The sequence below is a fragment of the Gemmiger formicilis genome, assembly GCF_900167555.1.
Classification (GTDB): Bacteria; Bacillota; Clostridia; order Oscillospirales; family Ruminococcaceae; genus Gemmiger; species Gemmiger formicilis.
The window spans coordinates 1-16321 of the sequence record NZ_FUYF01000006.1 but is presented as its reverse complement, the minus strand read 5'-3'; the positions used below and the strand labels follow the sequence as shown (position 1 = coordinate 16321).

Annotated in this window: 17 protein-coding genes and 1 pseudogene; 13 read left to right on the top strand and 5 right to left on the bottom strand. The window is 50.7% G+C overall.

Features of this window, described 5'->3' with window-relative positions; genetic code table 11:
- Positions 1 to 426 carry a DUF3846 domain-containing protein gene (locus tag B5D32_RS06750; protein WP_078784310.1) on the bottom strand — a complete coding sequence of 142 codons (426 nt, stop codon included), beginning with the start codon at positions 424 to 426 and terminating at the stop codon, positions 1 to 3.
- 95 nt (positions 427 to 521) lie between these two features.
- Here B5D32_RS06750 and B5D32_RS15710 point away from each other — a divergent pair, with 95 nt between their 5' ends.
- Positions 522 to 1070: an MFS transporter gene (locus tag B5D32_RS15710; RefSeq protein ID WP_143402694.1), complete on the top strand. Its 549-nt coding sequence runs from the start codon at positions 522 to 524 to the stop codon at positions 1068 to 1070.
- Positions 1071 to 1588: 518 nt separating this feature from the next.
- Here the strand turns inward: B5D32_RS15710 and B5D32_RS06745 are convergent.
- The 3 genes and pseudogenes from B5D32_RS06745 to B5D32_RS06735 all read right to left on the bottom strand — a co-directional run bounded on the left by B5D32_RS06745 (position 1589) and on the right by B5D32_RS06735 (position 4317).
- Positions 1589 to 2536: a M14 family metallopeptidase gene (locus B5D32_RS06745; RefSeq protein WP_078784309.1), complete on the bottom strand. Its 948-nt coding sequence runs from the start codon at positions 2534 to 2536 to the stop codon at positions 1589 to 1591.
- A 237-nt stretch (positions 2537 to 2773) separates the two neighbouring features.
- Positions 2774 to 3421, bottom strand: a pseudogene (locus B5D32_RS15705) (group II intron maturase-specific domain-containing protein).
- 257 nt (positions 3422 to 3678) lie between these two features.
- Entirely contained in the window at positions 3679 to 4317 is a 639-nt protein-coding gene (locus B5D32_RS06735) for a GyrI-like domain-containing protein (protein ID WP_143402693.1), read from the bottom strand.
- Positions 4318 to 4971: 654 nt separating this feature from the next.
- Between B5D32_RS06735 and tet(W) the strand changes: the two genes are divergently transcribed.
- The 3 genes from tet(W) (at position 4972) to B5D32_RS06720 (ending at position 8427) form a co-directional block, all read left to right on the top strand.
- Positions 4972 to 6891 carry a tetracycline resistance ribosomal protection protein Tet(W) gene (gene tet(W), locus B5D32_RS06730; RefSeq protein WP_000691721.1) on the top strand — a complete coding sequence of 640 codons (1920 nt, stop codon included), beginning with the start codon at positions 4972 to 4974 and terminating at the stop codon, positions 6889 to 6891.
- Positions 6892 to 6972: 81 nt separating this feature from the next.
- The gene (locus B5D32_RS06725) at positions 6973 to 7428 is read left to right on the top strand and encodes an XRE family transcriptional regulator (RefSeq protein ID WP_001071126.1); all 456 of its coding nucleotides are present in this window, start codon (positions 6973 to 6975) and stop codon (positions 7426 to 7428) included.
- 231 nt (positions 7429 to 7659) lie between these two features.
- Entirely contained in the window at positions 7660 to 8427 is a 768-nt protein-coding gene (locus tag B5D32_RS06720; protein ID WP_000456787.1) for a class I SAM-dependent methyltransferase, read from the top strand.
- 41 nt (positions 8428 to 8468) lie between these two features.
- Here B5D32_RS06720 and B5D32_RS15790 read toward each other — a convergent pair whose 3' ends face one another.
- Complete coding sequence (locus B5D32_RS15790; RefSeq protein ID WP_021659603.1) at positions 8469 to 8930, bottom strand: hypothetical protein; 462 nt, start codon at positions 8928 to 8930, stop codon at positions 8469 to 8471.
- An 82-nt stretch (positions 8931 to 9012) separates the two neighbouring features.
- Here B5D32_RS15790 and B5D32_RS06710 point away from each other — a divergent pair, with 82 nt between their 5' ends.
- The 9 genes from B5D32_RS06710 to B5D32_RS06670 all read left to right on the top strand — a co-directional run bounded on the left by B5D32_RS06710 (position 9013) and on the right by B5D32_RS06670 (position 16230).
- On the top strand, positions 9013 to 9210 hold the full coding sequence (locus tag B5D32_RS06710) for a helix-turn-helix domain-containing protein (protein WP_001909500.1): 198 nt from the start codon (positions 9013 to 9015) through the stop codon (positions 9208 to 9210).
- A gap of 131 nt (positions 9211 to 9341) precedes the next feature.
- Positions 9342 to 9533, top strand: a complete 192-nt coding sequence (locus B5D32_RS15490) for a hypothetical protein (protein WP_000841357.1) — start codon at positions 9342 to 9344, stop codon at positions 9531 to 9533.
- Positions 9534 to 10179: 646 nt separating this feature from the next.
- A complete protein-coding gene (locus tag B5D32_RS06700; RefSeq protein WP_001126628.1) occupies positions 10180 to 10578 on the top strand; it encodes a plasmid mobilization protein in 399 nt (132 codons plus the stop codon).
- On the top strand, positions 10550 to 12217 hold the full coding sequence (locus B5D32_RS06695) for a relaxase/mobilization nuclease domain-containing protein (RefSeq protein ID WP_009249723.1): 1668 nt from the start codon (positions 10550 to 10552) through the stop codon (positions 12215 to 12217). Before B5D32_RS06700 ends, B5D32_RS06695 begins: the two co-directional genes overlap by 29 nt.
- The gene (locus B5D32_RS06690; protein WP_000998386.1) at positions 12207 to 12593 is read left to right on the top strand and encodes a cysteine-rich VLP domain-containing protein; all 387 of its coding nucleotides are present in this window, start codon (positions 12207 to 12209) and stop codon (positions 12591 to 12593) included. Before B5D32_RS06695 ends, B5D32_RS06690 begins: the two co-directional genes overlap by 11 nt.
- A 72-nt stretch (positions 12594 to 12665) precedes the next feature.
- On the top strand, positions 12666 to 13460 hold the full coding sequence (locus B5D32_RS06685) for a replication initiator protein A (protein ID WP_001205019.1): 795 nt from the start codon (positions 12666 to 12668) through the stop codon (positions 13458 to 13460).
- A complete protein-coding gene (locus tag B5D32_RS06680) occupies positions 13457 to 14296 on the top strand; it encodes an ATP-binding protein (RefSeq protein WP_000200031.1) in 840 nt (279 codons plus the stop codon). The genes B5D32_RS06685 and B5D32_RS06680 overlap by 4 nt, the downstream gene beginning before the upstream one ends.
- A 14-nt stretch (positions 14297 to 14310) precedes the next feature.
- Complete coding sequence (locus B5D32_RS06675) at positions 14311 to 14499, top strand: transposon-encoded TnpW family protein (RefSeq protein ID WP_000427739.1); 189 nt, start codon at positions 14311 to 14313, stop codon at positions 14497 to 14499.
- 111 nt (positions 14500 to 14610) lie between these two features.
- Positions 14611 to 16230 (top strand): recombinase family protein, encoded by a 1620-nt coding sequence (locus B5D32_RS06670; RefSeq protein WP_000945966.1) that lies wholly within the window; start codon positions 14611 to 14613, stop codon positions 16228 to 16230.
- Positions 16231 to 16321: the final 91 nt, after the last annotated feature.

Here is a 16321-nt window from a genome sequence, read left to right as displayed (position 1 = left end):
TCAGCGCTCCCCACGGTTGGCGGTGTTGCGCTCCTGCATCAGGCGTTTATACTGGTCAGGGGTGCATTTCATCGGCATAATCCCAATGGGGGTCGGTAAGAACAGCTCCGGGTCACGAAACAGCTTTTCGTAGTAGCGGAACTGTTTGTCGGTCAGGCTGCAAAATTCCTCCACGGAAAAACCGCAGATAAAGAAATTGCCCGCGATTACATCGTAGTCCTCAATGTAACGGTTCAGCGGCAGACCGTCCACCTTGCCCGAATCGTTGCAGACAAGCGCCACCTTGTCCTTTGACCACGGGTATACGGCTTGCATATACCCGCCGACAAGTTGCTGAAGGGGATGCAGTTCGTTGGAAACGAACCGTTCTTCCGGATATTTGCCCGGCTGAACATACAGAATACGGATTTTGTTTTCGTTAGACATTGCAACAACTCCTTTTTTGACAATAAAAATACCGCTGTATCGGGTGATACAGCGAGGGGTAACAAAGAATATGTGTATTCATACATTAATACGGCATGGCTCTGCTTACCGGGACGTCAATCACTTTTACCATACAATACGCCTTTCAAATAAATAAGCCTACCCGAAAGAAAAAGCCCGGCAAGCCAAAAACTTGTCGGGTCGAAAAATATAAAATATCTTATGGAAACTTGGCACTCATCTCAACGACGTTCTATTTCACACAGCTGATTGTGGACTTTATTTGTGCAAAGATAGTTGATAAAATAGGATATAGACCTTGTATTATTGCAGCAGAGGTAACCAGTGGATTAGGACTTGCATCTTTGGCAATACTGCCGGATAATATGCCATCTCCGTTTATAGGTATTATTATCTGTGTTATCGTATATGCGATAGGAAGCGGTTTGACAGAAGTATTGGCAAGTCCGATTATCGAAGCATGTCCGTTTGAGAATAAAGAATCAATGATGAGTCTTCTCCATTCACTTTATTGTTGGGGGTTTTGTGGGAGTTATTCTTGTTTCAACACTTTTCTTTACATGCTTTGGACTGGAAAACTGGAAAACACTTACATTACTTTTGTCTTTGATACCACTTTATAACATATACAATTTTATAACTTGTCCTATTGAAAACCTCTTGGAAGAAGGTGAGAGCATGACAATGAGACAGTTACTGGGTTCAAAGTTTTTTTGGATATTTATCGTATTGATGGTTTGTGCAGGTTCATCTGAAATAGCAATGTCTCAGTGGGCTTCAGCGTTTGCGGAATCAGCATTAAGGTGGGGGATCTGGCAGGACCTTGTGGCTTTGCTGTATGTATGGGTATTAGTCGAATGCTATATGGAAAATTTGGTGAGAAGGTTGATTTGTCTATTTTTATGATTGCATCAGGCATACTTTGTTTGTGCTGTTATTTGTTAGCGGCTCTGGCAAGTATTTCTGTCATGGGACTTATTGGATGTGCTGTTTGTGGATTTTCTGTTGGTATTATGTGGCCAAGATCCATTAGTATTTCTTCAAAAGTAATCCCAAGAGGTGGTACTGCTATGTTCGCACTTCTTGCATTAGCCGGAGATTTGGGTGGTTCTGTCGGTCCTTCAATTATAGGTAATGTGTCTCAGATTGCAGGAGATAACTTACAAGCAGGTGTCCTTGCAGGTATTGGATTTCCAATTGGTCTGGTAGTATGTGTGTTAGCTATAAGAAATAGAATAACGGGTAATGAGTGACTTTTGTTTAGCGGTTTGATGCTAAACGGGTCAAGGATCTCGCCAATCGTATCGCCGTATTCCACCTCCTGCCCCGGTACGCGCAGGGCGCGGAAAATACCGCCCGCCTGGGTCAGCACCGTGGCAAGGTCGTTCTCGTTGATGACCGTGGAGAGATACCCGCTGTGGCAGGTGTATTTCACCACGCCGACGCGGCTCAGATACCGCAGCACGGCACTGACGGCCTGCGCCGCGCTTTCCTCGTCTATATGCGCCGTTTCCCTTGTATAGATGCTGAATGCGTTTGACTCCCAGATCTGCCAGTTATAATTCAGGGTCGTGGTGTCGATGGGCTTTGGCGTGCGCATGACAACATAAGGCAGCCCGAACAGATTGCCCAGTGACGAGGTCTGGTAGCCGGTATCCATAATGCGCACGTGGGGCACAAAGTCACCCGGCAGATAAAAGCTGGCAAAATGGATGCCGTAGCGGTAACCCTTGACCGCATCAAAAAGCGCCCCCGCAATGCGCTGGGTCGTCTCGCCCTGCATATAACCGGGGAATATGCGGTTCATGTCCAGATCGAACAGCGGCACGCCGCGCTGGATCGTGTTGATGCCCAGCGGATTCATGGCCGGGTAAATATCGACGATGCCGCGCAGGTATTCGGGGTGCCGCTGCAGCTCCTGATTTAAAAGGAACGCCACATACTGCCCTTCCAGCTCATCGCCGTGGATGCCGGTCACGACGCAGAGACGCTTGCCGCCATCATTGCCCGGCAGGGGCGCGATATGATTTTTGTGCAGTTCCCACCGCTCATGTACGGAAAGCCCCAAATCGACTACAATTTGATCCATCTTGCTCACGCCTTTACAATTCTGTCACCCGCATACGGATGCTTTGGCTTTGCGCTGCACGGCGTCGCTCATCGGCACGCAGTGCAGGGCCAGCTGGCGGTTGATACTATCCCGATGTTCTATAAGCTCCTGCACAGACTGCCACTCTTCTTTCCCTGCGATAATCGAGTAGGAGGCTCTCTTAACTAAAGAGCCGACCTCTCACACCACCGTGCGTACCGACCGGTACACGGCGGTTCAACCGCATAAGTGCAAGGACTCGAAGTAGTTGAGGATACTAAAGTATCCCGCTGCTGCGAGTTTTTCGTTTGAAATGGAATGCTGAAGCACCGGACTCCCGGCAATACGCCAATAGCCCAGTCTGGAATTGCCCCACTGGTAAGCCTTGTCAGCCAGGATGCCCAGTTTTCTCAAATTGGCCACCTTTGTTTTGGGCTTCTTCCACTGCTTCCAGATATACATTCGGAATCTGCGCCGCATCCATTCATCCCAAGACATCAGCGTCCGCTTCATATCGGCTACTCAAAAATAGCCAATCCAACCGCGGATAAACACTTTTACTTCCTGCATCACTCTGCGGACATTGCGCCCGCGGTTTCGCTTTGTAAGAAGCTTCAGCGTTTTCTTCGCTTTGTCAAGAGACTTTCGGTGCGCACGGATAAAGATGCCGTTTCCGTTCTTACCCAGACAGAATCCAAGAAACTTGAAATTCTTCTGTGCAAAGATGCTGGTCACCTTACTCTTTTCCGTGTTCATTTTCAGCTTCAACCTGCCTTCCAGATACTTCCGGCAGGATTCCAACAGACGCTCTGCTGCGCGTTTGCTTTTGGCAAACACCACAATGTCATCTGCATACCGAACCAGCTTTACCCCTCTGAGGTACATCTCCCAATCAAACCGTCTGCAAGACCTCCCCGGGTAAGAACAACAGCTTTCCTCCCATGTAACCGCCACATTTACCGCACGGGATTCGGGCAGCATTTGGGACGAATAGACATTGTATAATTATATTAACCGGTTCTAAATCAAAAAACGCCCGCACAGCGCATTTTTGCGTTGTGCGGGTTGTGCAATATTTCAGTTGTTTCGTCCCAGAATTGCGTCAAGGTGCGTAAAAGCGGCCTTCCGGGGTTCACTTTTTATTACACGGGAAAAGACGCTTCGGCTTCACCCTCCACCGGCAGCACCAGGCGGGAGCAATACCGTTTGGTTTCGATCTCGCGCCCGGTGTAGGGCGCAACGATGCCCAGCACACGCGGATCACCGGCGGGTGTCAGGCCGCGCTCCTTCACCTCGCGGCCCAGACGCAAAAACGCCTCGTCCGCGCCCGCGTAGCTGCCGTAATACAGCACCGACAGGGCGCGGCAGGCAGGCAGCGTCACCGCCTCCTTCGGGGCTTTTTCGGGGCGCACGGGCACGCACACCCAAAACGGATACGGCTCGTCCGTGATATAGCCGTTCAAAAAATCCTGCCGCTGCGAGACGGTGAAAATCGGCTCGTCAGACAGGCGGTACCCCCGCCGCACACACTCGCCGTAAAAATCATACATGGCGTTGTACTTTTCGGCAATGGTGTGTCCCTCGCACAGGCGGCGGCAGCAGGTCACGGCGGGCAGCGTGAGCACCTGCACCGACATGCCCGTGTCCGTGCCCGCGCGCAGGCGCAGCTCCTCGACCCCGCGCGCGACCTCGCGCAGGTGTTCCTCCAGTACGGCCAGCAAAACAGCCGCCTCGCCGCCGCTGGCAAAGTAGGCGGCTATATCCTCGGTGTCAATGCTCATGTACGGTAAAGAAGCAAGCAACCGAAAACAATAGATAGACCGCCAGCACTACACTATTCCGAACCAAAGACCAAAAGATAAGCATTTTGAGAAAATCTAAACTTTTGGATTTTCCTACAATGCCGACTACGGCGGAATCCCTCCCACTCCTTATATATTTCTTTCTGTATACATTGAATTTGTATTTAGTAAAATGCAGACAACACCACGGATCGGCTTTTGGCTGGACAATTCCAACCAAACACCGCAGCAGACAGTAGAAACCATTCTGAACGTTAGGAAGCCGGTATGATTGTTACATATAAGGGGAAGAAAAATTTCTTTTAGATACTTGTTTTCCTAAAACTGATGTGATATAATAATTCAATTCCAGAAAAGGAGTAAAAAATATGCGGCAAGGTATTCTTAAATAAAACTATAATCAAATAGTGGGAACAAAGGATTATGATAGTCCCTTTTGTAGGGGCTTAGTTTTTTGTACCCAATTTAAGAATACTTTTGCCTTATCAATTTTGACATATCCCCAAAAACAGCACTCACAAACAGGTGTATGCTGTATATGTGTATGTCCGCAAATTATCATCCCCAGTGGTAAAAGTATTTTACTGCTGGGGATTTTTATGCCCTTCGGGGCAGTAAAGGGAGGACAATCACATGAAAATAATCAATATTGGAATTCTTGCCCATGTAGACGCTGGAAAGACGACCTTGACGGAGAGCCTGCTATATGCCAGCGGAGCCATTTCAGAACCGGGGAGCGTCGAAAAAGGGACAACGAGGACGGACACCATGTTTTTGGAGCGGCAGCGTGGGATTACCATTCAAGCGGCAGTCACTTCCTTCCAGTGGCACAGATGTAAAGTCAACATTGTGGATACGCCCGGCCACATGGATTTTTTGGCGGAGGTGTACCGCTCTTTGGCTGTTTTAGATGGGGCCATCTTGGTGATCTCCGCTAAAGATGGCGTGCAGGCCCAGACCCGTATTCTGTTCCATGCCCTGCGGAAAATGAACATTCCCACCGTTATCTTTATCAACAAGATCGACCAGGCTGGCGTTGATTTGCAGAGCGTGGTTCAGTCTGTTCGGGATAAGCTCTCCGCCGATATTATCATCAAGCAGACGGTGTCGCTGTCCCCGGAAATAGTCCTGGAGGAAAATACCGACATAGAAGCATGGGATGCGGTCATCGAAAATAACGATAAATTATTGGAAAAGTATATCGCAGGAGAACCAATCAGCCGGGAAAAACTTGTGCGGGAGGAACAGCGGCGGGTTCAAGACGCCTCCCTGTTCCCGGTCTATTATGGCAGCGCCAAAAAGGGCCTTGGCATTCAACCGTTGATGGATGCGGTGACAGGGCTGTTCCAACCGATTGGGGAACAGGGGAGCGCCGCCCTATGCGGCAGCGTTTTCAAGGTGGAGTATACAGATTGCGGCCAGCGGCGTGTCTATCTACGGCTATACAGCGGAACGCTGCGCCTGCGGGATACGGTGGCCCTGGCCGGGAGAGAAAAGCTGAAAATCACAGAGATGCGTATTCCATCCAAAGGGGAAATTGTTCGGACAGACACCGCTTATCCGGGTGAAATTGTTATCCTTCCCAGCGACAGCGTGAGGTTAAACGATGTATTAGGGGACCCAACCCGGCTCCCTCGTAAAAGGTGGCGTGAGGACCCCCTCCCCATGCTGCGGACGTCGATTGCGCCGAAAACGGCAGCGCAAAGAGAACGGCTGCTGGACGCTCTTACGCAACTTGCGGATACTGACCCGCTTTTGCGCTGCGAGGTGGATTCCATCACCCATGAGATCATTCTTTCTTTTTTGGGCCGGGTGCAGTTGGAGGTTGTTTCCGCTTTGCTGTCGGAAAAATACAAGCTTGAAACAGTGGTAAAGGAACCCACCGTCATTTATATGGAGCGGCCGCTCAAAGCAGCCAGCCACACCATCCATATCGAGGTGCCGCCCAACCCGTTTTGGGCATCCATCGGACTGTCTGTTACACCACTCCCGCTTGGCTCCGGTGTACAATACGAGAGCCGGGTTTCGCTGGGATACTTGAACCAGAGTTTTCAAAACGCTGTCAGGGATGGTATCCGTTACGGGCTGGAGCAGGGCTTGTTCGGCTGGAACGTAACGGACTGTAAGATTTGCTTTGAATACGGGCTTTATTACAGTCCGGTCAGCACGCCGGCGGACTTCCGCTCATTGGCCCCGATTGTATTGGAACAGGCATTGAAGGAATCAGGGACGCAACTGCTGGAACCTTATCTCTCCTTCACCCTCTATGCGCCCCGGGAATATCTTTCCAGGGCTTATCATGATGCACCGAAATACTGTGCCACCATCGAAACGGTCCAGGTAAAAAAGGATGAAGTTGTCTTTACTGGCGAGATTCCCGCCCGCTGTATACAGGCATACCGTACTGATCTGGCCTTTTACACCAACGGGCAGAGCGTATGCCTTACAGAACTGAAAGGGTATCAGGCCGCTGTCGGCAAGCCAGTCATCCAGCCCCGCCGTCCAAACAGCCGCCTGGACAAGGTGCGCTATATGTTTCAGAAGATAATGTAACGTCTTGCGCAATGCAAGCGTTCATTGCTGGCTATTGCGAAATATCATTGATAAAATCAGTATCAGAGAGGAGAAACTATTTTGAACCAGGAACAGACGAATATTACAACAGGAAAGCAAATACGTCATCTGCGAACACAATTGGGAATGACACAGGAAGAACTAGCCGGGGAATTGAATGTTACCCGGCAGGCACTATCGAATTGGGAGAGAGATGTTAATGAACCCGATTTAAATATGTTGAAAAAAATTTGCTTTCTTTTTGGAGTCAACATGGACGATTTTGCGAAGGAGGTAATAACAAAGATGGAAACATATGAAAAAAAGGAGAAACGACAATTTAATAAGTACGATATGGCAATTGGACTTTTTTATGGTGTTGGTATATTTCTTGGCATTGGTATTTTCTTTGTTGGCGGTTTTATGACAATGTCAGGTGCAGGGTGGGGAGCATCACTATTTGGCGGTGGCTGTTTTTCTCTTGTATTTGGCTTGATATGCCATGCAGTTATTACATTGAGAAGAAATGACAAATGATGACATATCCTGCTTTCTATACTTTTCGGTAATACCGAGTAAAAAAAGCCGCTGCTTTTGGCTTTCCAATAGCGGCGGCTTAATGCAAGCGGCGGCAAAGGGAAATATCCTTTGAATACCTTACAGAAGAAAAGTTTTGCAGCATTACAAAAATAAAAGCCTATACCATTTTGGAAAGAAAAGATACATAATAGTCAAGACGACAACAATCAGAAGTTATGGAGGGTAACAATGGAATATAGTAAGGAAGATTTAATGGAAGCAAAAAAGCAAATTTTGGGAGTGGGAGAGAACATGGGAACAGAGGAAAGTAAAAAAATCTGGGAGGAGAACGCACAATTTTGGGATAATGCAATGGGTGACGAATCTAATGAATTTCACAGAGAGGTAGTGCGCCCCAAAGTAACGGAACTTCTATCTCCTAATCCTGCGGATTACATTTTGGATATTGCGTGTGGCAATGGAAATTATTCTTCGTATCTTGCACAAAGAGGTGCTTCGGTTGTCGCTTTTGATTACAGCAAAAAAATGATAGAATTGGCTAAAAGACGGCAATCACAATATGCAAAACAAATTGAATTTTGTGTGGCGGATGCGACCGATAGAAAAAGTATATTAGAATTAAAAAGAAATCGAGCCTTTACGAAAGCAGTTTCTAATATGGCAATTATGGATATTACGGACATTGAACCACTTCTTATGGCTGTTTATGAACTGTTGCAGGAAAGCGGAATTTTTGTCTTTGCAACGCAACACCCTTGTTTTGTCACGTTGACTGAAAAATATATGACACCGCACAGTTACTATGATATAGCGATTGAAGGGCAACCGAAAGAGCAGATTTATTATCATCGTTCCATACAAGATATTTTTAACCTTTGTTTTAGAGCTGGATTTGTCATTGATGGATTTTATGAAGAATGTTTCAAAACCAACAAAGAAATTCCTATGGTAATGATAGTAAGGCTTAAGAAGGTAAAACGTGATAGCTTAAAATAAATTCAAGTTTGTCGGGTAAATAGCAAACCCAGCCGAGCCAGTCAACGATAAAATGAACGCCGCTTCGCGCCGTCGTTGACAGCCCCGCCCGTCTTTGCTGGTAGGCAATCAAGGGGCGACAGCAAGGAGTACTGCCGCCCCGCACTATTATTCAGAGAGGGGGAATTTCCATGACCGAAGATGAAGCCTACAAGGTGCATATCCAGTACACATTCAATGCCTTTTGCAAGGTAGTCATTCGTCACGCAGCCATAGATAAAATCTTGAAGCTGCGCCGGAGGTGGGAACGGGAAGTTTCCCTTGATTATCTGATGAGTGAAAAGTTTGTCCAGCTTGCCGAGCCGGAGTAGCTTGAAGAATATCTTTTTACCGCCTGCGGCCAGACCGCCGTTCTGTATCATGCGGAGCTTGCCGCCGCCCTTGCCCTTTTGCCGGAGCAGACGCAGGAAGAAATTTTTCGTTACTATTTCCTGCGCCAGCCGCAGCGAGTGATCGGCGTACATATTGGCCGGACACGCAGCACAGCGGGGCGGCATATCCGGCTTGCCTTGCAGCGGTTAAGGCGGCTCATGGAGGGAAATGACTATGAGTAAACTTCTCCCCTATGAAACAATCGTCAAAGCCCATGAGGGCGACCCGGACGCAATCGACACCATTCTTTCCCACTATGCCGGATATATCCGCTACTGTTCCAAAGTACACGGGAAAGTCAACGCCGAAGTTGAGGAACATATAAAGCAACAGCTCATTGCCGCCCTGTTCAAATTTCGCTTTGACCGATAAACAAAGAACAAACACTGGCTGTCATTAGCGGTTTCACTCCAGCCAGTTTACAATTCATCTATTCCTAAAGGAAGCAGGTCATAGTATAATAGAACCAACGACAAATATACTTTTAGGGGAGATATAGCAATATGAAAAGTAATAAATACTTAACTATTGGCTTATTAACAGGATTTATTGTCGGTGGTTGCATAGGTGTGTTGGCATGGGCGTTTTTGCAAAATCTTTTTGCTATTTCTATTTGTGCAGGTATCGGAATGTTGATTGGAATTGTTATAGGTACATTGATTGATTATGAAAAAAATAATCATCAAGAGAAATAGAAAAAATGCACAATGCCTTAAAGGGAAAACAGGAATTTATTGTGCTATCCATCATCGGGCCAACCTGACCTGAACTTTCAAAACTGAATATCCACCGCCCATCGGCGGCCAGCGAAAGCAGTAAGTCTGAAAAAGATTTGCTGCTTTTTTCTTTATCCGTTTGGCAAAATCGCAAAGTCATCCGTAGTAGGTAGGTGAAGCCGGAAACAAAAAATTTTCTGCGGCGGTAGCCAAATCTGCATTTTCTGTATTTCTAAGGCAAAGGAAAATTTGAGAAAATTCCCGGCAAGCGGGTAGCTGGCGGCCTTTGAAATGTATCTTTAGCGGAAAGAAAGAACTGCGGGTAAAAATCGCCCCACGCCGTAAGATTTTTGCAGAAATCCGGCCAAAACAGGCGGCAGCTATACGAGTAGTAAGTGCAAGGGGAAATCTACGGCTTACTTAGAGCAAGTTTCTACCACGGTGCCAAAATCCGCAATTCTGCGGTTTTGCCCCTCGCGGGAAACTTGTTGGGGAGTGCCTTCCCCAAACCCTGCTATGCGGCTTACGCCGCAAAAATATTTCTGTCCGGCAGACAGGAAATGCCCCGAAAATAGCTAACAGACCAGCCCATTTTTTGTGATAAGTGAAAGGAGGTTTACAGCCCATGCCGAAGCGATACAACACCCCCCACCGCAGCCATGTTGTGAAAACCCGGCTGACCGATGAAGAATACGCCGACTTCACAGAACGGCTTGCGCCCTATGGTATCAGTCAGTCCGAATTTCTCCGGCAGGCCATCCGGCGCACTACCATACGCCCCGTACTCCATGTGTCGTCAGTCAATGACGAGCTGCTCTCCGCTGTCGGGAAGCTCACAGCCGAGTACGGCAGGATTGGCGGCAATCTCAACCAGATTGCCCGCACCCTCAACGAGTGGCATAGCCCCTACCCGGCTATGGCAAAGGAATTGCGGGAAGCGGCCGCCGACCTTGCCGCCCTCAAGTATGAAGTCCTAAAGAAAGTAGGTGACGCCGTTGGCAACACTCAAGCATTTAGGCTCTAAGAACGCCGACTACGGAGCCGCCGAACAATACCTGCTCTTTGAGCATGACGAATTTACTATGAAGCCCGTCCTTGATGAAAACGGCAGGCTTATCCCCCGTGAGGATTATCGCTTGTCCACGCTGAACTGCGGCGGCGAGGATTTTGCCGTTGCGTGTATGCGCTCCAATCTCCGCTATGAGAAAAATCAGCGGCGGGAGGATGTGAAAAGCCACCACTATATCATCAGCTTTGACCCACGGGACGGGCCGGACAACGGCCTGACCGTAGACCGGGCGCAGGCGTTGGGGGAGCAATTCTGTAAAGAGCATTTCCCCGGCCATCAGGCCCTTGTCTGCACCCACCCGGACGGGCATAACCACAGCGGCAACATCCATGTGCATATCGTCATTAACAGCCTGCGGATAGAGGAAGTGCCGTTCCTGCCCTACATGGACAGGCCAGCGGACACGAAAGCCGGGTGCAAGCACCGCTGCACCGACGCAGCCCTACGCTACTTCAAGTCCGAGGTCATGGAGATGTGCCACCGGGAAGGACTTTACCAAATCGACCTCTTGAACGGCAGCAAGAACCGTGTCACAGACCGGGAATATTGGGCGCAGAAAAAGGGACAGGCCGCACTGGACAAGCAGAACGCCCCCATGATTGCAGGCGGTATCACGCCCCGGCAGACCAAGTTTGAAACGAACAAGGAGAAGCTGCGGCAGACCCTACGGAAAGCCCTTGCCACCGCTGCCAGCTTTGACGAGTTTTCCTCTCTGCTGTTGCGGGAGGGTGTGACCGTCAAGGAGAGCCGGGGGCGGCTGTCCTACCTCACGCCAGACAGGACGAAGCCTATCACCGCCCGGAAGCTGGGCGGCGACTTTGACCGCACCGCCGTCCTTGCCGTTTTGGAGCAGAACGCCCAGAGGGGCGTAACGGTTCGCTACACCCCGCAGCACCAAGCCGCCAGAGCCGCCGAACAGACCGCAGCCATACCCGAATACCTACACGCCGGGAAAGGCCGCTTACAGGGCGAAAAGACAGGGAAAATCGACCCCAGACAGGACAGTGTGCAGCGGCTTGTGGACATTGAGCAGAAGATGGCCGAGGGCAAGGGCAAAGGCTATGAACGATGGGCGAAGATACACAATCTGAAACAGGCCGCCAAGACCCTGACCATCTACCAACAGTACGGCTTTTCTTCCCCGGAACAGCTTGAAGCCGCCGTTGCTACCGCCTATCAGGAAATGCGCCAGACCAGCGGCGAACTGAAAGCACTGGAAACGAAGCTGCAAGGGAAAAGGGAGTTGCGGCAACAGGTACTTGCCTATGCCAAGACCAAGCCCATCCGCGAGGGGCTGAAAGCGCAGAAATCCGAGAAAGCCCGCGCCGCATACCGCCAGGCAAACGAGAGCGATTTTATCATAGCCGAAGCCGCCGCCCGGTATTTCAAGGCACAGGGGCTTACCAAGCTGCCCGGCCGAAAAGCGTTGCAGGCCGAGATCGAGCAGCTTATCTCCGAGAAAGACGGCCTGTACAACACCTATCACGAACAGAAGCAGCGGTTCAGGGAGTTGCAGACCGTCAAGCGGAACATCGACCAGATTTTGCGCCGGGAAGAGCCGCACCGCAGAAAGGAGCAGAGCCATGAACGATAAGCCGTCCCGCATGGACTACCGCCAGCACCAGGCAGCCCGCCGCCTTGTGCATGAGTGCTGTAACTACGACGAGGGGAACTGCCTGCTGTTAGACGACGGGGAGCCTTGCGTGTGCGTCCAGAGCATTTCCTATTCCCTCATGTGCCGCTGGTTCCGTGTGGCTGTCCTGCCCCTTGACGGGGAGCTGGCCGCAGCCCTCTTGTACCGGGGGAGCCGGAAACGCTGCGCGGTCTGCGGGGCGGCCTTTGTCCCCAAATCCAACCGGGGGAAATACTGCCCCGGCTGCGCCGGGTGCATGAAGAAACGCAAAGCCGCCGAGAGAAAGCGGAAACAAAGGCAGAAATGTCACGCTTTAGAGCCTTTCAAACCCGCATAAATCAAGGCTTTTTTCGTGGGTGTCAAAGGGTATGCGATACATTTATCCTTTCCCCCCGGAAATGCCGTCCTAATGCGTGACAAAGCCCAAAAACGACACAACACAGAGGGAGGTGATACTATCGCTGATTATATCAGGGCAGACACCACGCTGCCCGCCTATCTTCCATACCCCCGTTTCCTGCTGAAAATGGAGATTTCACAGACCGCCAAGCTGCTGTATGCGCTTTTATTAGACCGCTCCACCCTGTCACAGAAGAACGGCTGGCAGGACGGCGAGGGCAGGATATTCATTGTCTACCCCGTTGCGGAGATAGCGGAAATGCTGGACAAGGGTTGTACCGCCATCAAGGGAGCCTTGAAAGAACTGGACGCAGCCGGGCTTTTAGAACGGGAACGGCGGGGCTTCTCCGCACCCAATCGGCTTTATGTGAAAGTGCCGCCTGTCCCAGTGGTACGGTTTTCCGACCAACTGATGGCCGGAAAAGCGACCCTCATACAGTCGGAAAAGCGACCTTATGACGGTCGGAAAACCGACCCTATGATGGTCGGAAAACCGACCCCTAACAAAACTAATATAAACAACTTAATAGAGAACCAAACAATGAGAGCGAGTGGGGAGCCGCCCACAGCTTATGGCCGATATGAGAATATTTTTCTGTCAAAGGACGAATATGACGAGTTACAGGCAGAATACCCGGACAGGCTGGAACGGCTGATTGAGGAAATGAGCCATTACCTTGCCGCCAGCGGGAAAGCCTACCAGAATTATGCCGCCGCCTTGCACAGATGGGCGGCCAATGACAAAAAGGGAGCCGTAAAACAGGGCATCCCCGACTATACCTGTATGGAGGGAGAAAGCTTATGACAAGTGAAATCAAAGATATTTTGGAGAACATGACAACCGCCGCCCCGGAGATGGAGGACTATATCGGCGAGGACGGACTGCTTTACTGCGGAAAGTGCCATACGCCGAAAGAAGCCTACTTCCCGGAGGGTAAGGAGCTGTTTGGCCGTGACCGCCACCCGGCAGAGTGCGACTGCCAGAGAGCCGCCCGTGAGCAGCGGCAGGCCGCCGAGGAACACCGCCGCCATGTGGAAGCCGTGGAAAATCTGAAACAGAGGGCTTTTGCCGACTCAGCCATGCAGCAATGGACATTCGAGAACGACAACGGCAGAAACCCGCAGACCGGGATTGCCCGGCGGTATGCGGAGCATTGGGAAGAAATGCAGGCCGAAAACATCGGCTGCCTGTTCTGGGGGAACGTCGGCAACGGGAAAAGCTACCTTGCGGGCTGTATCGCAAACGCCCTCATGGAGAAAGAAGTCCCCGTATATATGACGAACTTCGCCGTTATCCTGGGCGACCTCTCTCCCGGCTTTACAGGCCGGAATGAGTATATTTCCCGCCTTTGCCGCTATCCGCTGCTTATCATTGACGACTTCGGCATGGAGCGTGGCACCGACTATGGACTGGAACAGGTATTCCATGTGATTGATACCCGATACCGCAGCAACAAGCCGCTGATCGCCACCACCAACCGCCCGCTGGACGAGTTGAAAAAGCCGACAGACACGGCCCATTCCCGGATTTATGACCGACTGCTGTCCATGTGCGTCCCGATACGCTTTACTGGCGTCAACTTCCGGCAGGAAACCGCAAAGCGGAAAATGGAAACCATGAAGAAACTGCTGGCTGAATGAAAGGAGTATTGCCTATGGAGAATATCAAGCAGCACGACCACCGTACCACCCGCCGCCCCGACTGCGTGACGGAAATCCGCATGGGGAATACCGTTCTTGTCGTGTCCGGCTTTTTCAAGAAAGACACCACCAGCACCGCCGCCGACAAGATGGCGAGGGTACTGGAAGCGGAAGCCGCTGCTACACAAAAAAAGGCGATTTGACAAGCTGTAAAGAAGCAGATTTATCACTTTTACCGCTGTACAGCCGCCCCTGTTCCGTGGTACAATGAAACCACGGAATAGTGGGGCTGGCTGTCGGAAACGGAGGATTTTATGTTAAGACAAGCCACCCAAAACCTCATTACCGCCCTTTATCCGAGATTGTCCCATGAGGACGAATTGCAAGGCGAGAGCAATTCCATTTCCAACCAGAAACGGATTTTGGAAGCCTACGCCAAGCAGAACGGCTTTACCAATCTGCGCTGGTACACCGACGACGGCTACTCAGGTGCGAACTTCCAGCGGCCCGGATTTCAAGCCATGCTTGCAGACATTGAAGCCGGGAAAGTCGGCACCGTCATAGTCAAGGACATGAGCAGGCTGGGGCGTAATTACTTGCAGGTGGGATTTTACACGGAAATGCTGTTCCCTCAAAAGGGCGTGCGTTTTATCGCTGTCAATGACAACGTGGACAGCGCAAACGGCGGCATGGACAATGATTTTACCCCTCTGCGGAACTTATTTAACGAATGGCTGGTGAGAGATACGAGCAAGAAAATCAAGGCAGTAAAGAAAGCAAAAGGCATGAGCGGCAAGCCTGTAACCAGCAAGCCAGTCTATGGCTATCTCATGGACAAGGACGAGAACTATATCGTTGACGAGGAAGCCGCCCCGGTTGTCCGGCAGATTTACCAGCTTTGCCTTGCGGGAAATGGCCCGACCAAGATTGCCCGTATGCTGACGGAGCAGCAAATCCCCACGCCGGGGACGCTGGAATACCGCAGGACGGGCAGCACCCGACGCTACCACCCCGGCTATGAGTGCAAGTGGGCGACAAACACCGTCGTCCATCTGCTGGAAAACCGGGAGTACACTGGCTGTCTGGTAAACTTCAAGACGGAGAAGCCCTCTTACAAGGTCAAGCACAGCGTTGAGAACCCCATCGAGAAGCAGGCTATCTTCCCAAATCACCATGAGCCGATTATCGACACGGAAACATGGGAGCGTGTGCAGGAGTTACGCAAGCAGCGAAAACGCCCGAACCGCTATGATGAAGTGGGGCTGTTCTCTGGTATGCTGTTCTGCGCCGACTGCGGCCATGTGCTGTATCAGCAGCGGTATCAGAACAAGAACCGCAAGCAGGACTGTTATATCTGCGGCAGCTACAAGAAGCGTACCCGTGACTGTACGGCACACTTTATCCGCACCGACCTTTTGACGGCGGGCGTGCTTTCCAATCTCCGGCAAGTGACGGAATACGCCGCCAGGCATGAGAGCCGCTTTGTAAAGCTGCTCATCCAGCAGAACGAAATCGGCGGCAAGAGAAAGACCGCCGCAGCCACGAAGCAGCTTGAACAGGCCCAGACACGCATTGCCGAAGTGAACCGCATTATCAAGCGGCTGTATGAGGACAATGTAAGCGGCAAAATCAGCGACGAGCGTTTCATGGAGCTGTCGGCGGACTATGAGCAGGAGCAGCGGGAACTGAAAGACCGGGCTGCCGCTTTGCAGGAGGAACTTTCCAAGTCGCAGGCCGCCACCGTCAACGCCGAGAAATTCATGGGGATTGTGAGAAAGCACCTTGCTTTTGAAGAATTGACCCCCACCCTCTTGCGGGAAATGATTGAGAAAATCGTCGTGCATGAGTGCAGCTATGACGAGAACGGCACCCGCAGGCAGGACATTGAGATTTATTACAGCTTTGTCGGCAAGATAGACTTGCCGGAAGCCTAACGCCTGACCTATCCGACACAGCCCTAAGTGCCGGATAGGAACGGCAAAATTTTTTACACTTCTATTACTTCTTTATCGCACATTAGCAAAG

Excerpts from the sequence above, each read along its gene's own strand:
- B5D32_RS06670 (WP_000945966.1), top strand. The coding sequence starts at position 14,611 with ATGTTAAGACAAGCCACCCAAAACCTCATTACCGCCCTTTATCCGAGA.
- B5D32_RS06675 (WP_000427739.1), top strand. The coding sequence starts at position 14,311 with ATGGAGAATATCAAGCAGCACGACCACCGTACCACCCGCCGCCCCGAC.
- B5D32_RS15490 (WP_000841357.1), top strand. The coding sequence starts at position 9,342 with ATGAAAAGTAATAAATACTTAACTATTGGCTTATTAACAGGATTTATT.
- B5D32_RS06700 (WP_001126628.1), top strand. The coding sequence starts at position 10,180 with ATGCCGAAGCGATACAACACCCCCCACCGCAGCCATGTTGTGAAAACC.
- B5D32_RS06680 (WP_000200031.1), top strand. The coding sequence starts at position 13,457 with ATGACAAGTGAAATCAAAGATATTTTGGAGAACATGACAACCGCCGCC.
- B5D32_RS06750 (WP_078784310.1), bottom strand. The coding sequence starts at position 426 with ATGTCTAACGAAAACAAAATCCGTATTCTGTATGTTCAGCCGGGCAAA.
- B5D32_RS15710 (WP_143402694.1), top strand. The coding sequence starts at position 522 with ATGGCTCTGCTTACCGGGACGTCAATCACTTTTACCATACAATACGCC.
- B5D32_RS06690 (WP_000998386.1), top strand. The coding sequence starts at position 12,207 with ATGAACGATAAGCCGTCCCGCATGGACTACCGCCAGCACCAGGCAGCC.
- B5D32_RS15790 (WP_021659603.1), bottom strand. The coding sequence starts at position 8,930 with ATGTACGCCGATCACTCGCTGCGGCTGGCGCAGGAAATAGTAACGAAA.
- B5D32_RS06745 (WP_078784309.1), bottom strand. The coding sequence starts at position 2,536 with ATGGATCAAATTGTAGTCGATTTGGGGCTTTCCGTACATGAGCGGTGG.
- B5D32_RS06710 (WP_001909500.1), top strand. The coding sequence starts at position 9,013 with ATGAGTAAACTTCTCCCCTATGAAACAATCGTCAAAGCCCATGAGGGC.
- B5D32_RS06685 (WP_001205019.1), top strand. The coding sequence starts at position 12,666 with ATGCGTGACAAAGCCCAAAAACGACACAACACAGAGGGAGGTGATACT.
- B5D32_RS06735 (WP_143402693.1), bottom strand. The coding sequence starts at position 4,317 with ATGAGCATTGACACCGAGGATATAGCCGCCTACTTTGCCAGCGGCGGC.
- B5D32_RS06720 (WP_000456787.1), top strand. The coding sequence starts at position 7,660 with ATGGAATATAGTAAGGAAGATTTAATGGAAGCAAAAAAGCAAATTTTG.